The following is a 230-nucleotide window of genomic DNA, read 5'->3' as shown; positions in this document are numbered from 1 at the left end:
GAGCGCTAGCGCAACGAGCCCGCCGAGATAAAGCCAGGGCGAGACCAGCCAGTGTCGCAGCTTGGGAACCGCGATCAGCCAGATCAGGATGGCGGCTCCGAAGAACAGCGCAGTATATTTCGACAAGAGCGCGCAGCCGGCCGCTGCGCCGACCGCCAGCCACCACACGCCGCGGCCGGTCTGCAGCACCTTGGCGAGCGCAAACAGCAGGAGACTGGACGCCACCAGGA

General features: G+C 66.5%; 1 protein-coding gene. It reads right to left on the bottom strand.

Features of this window, described 5'->3' with window-relative positions; genetic code table 11:
- A partial coding sequence (locus QSV46_RS41275) for a glycosyltransferase family 39 protein (protein WP_314964587.1) occupies positions 1-230 on the bottom strand: 230 nt, incomplete at both ends.

The organism is Bradyrhizobium cosmicum (assembly GCF_032290525.1).
In the GTDB taxonomy this organism is placed as follows: Bacteria; Pseudomonadota; Alphaproteobacteria; order Rhizobiales; family Xanthobacteraceae; genus Bradyrhizobium; species Bradyrhizobium cosmicum_A.
This window is presented reverse-complemented; position numbering and strand designations above follow the sequence as displayed.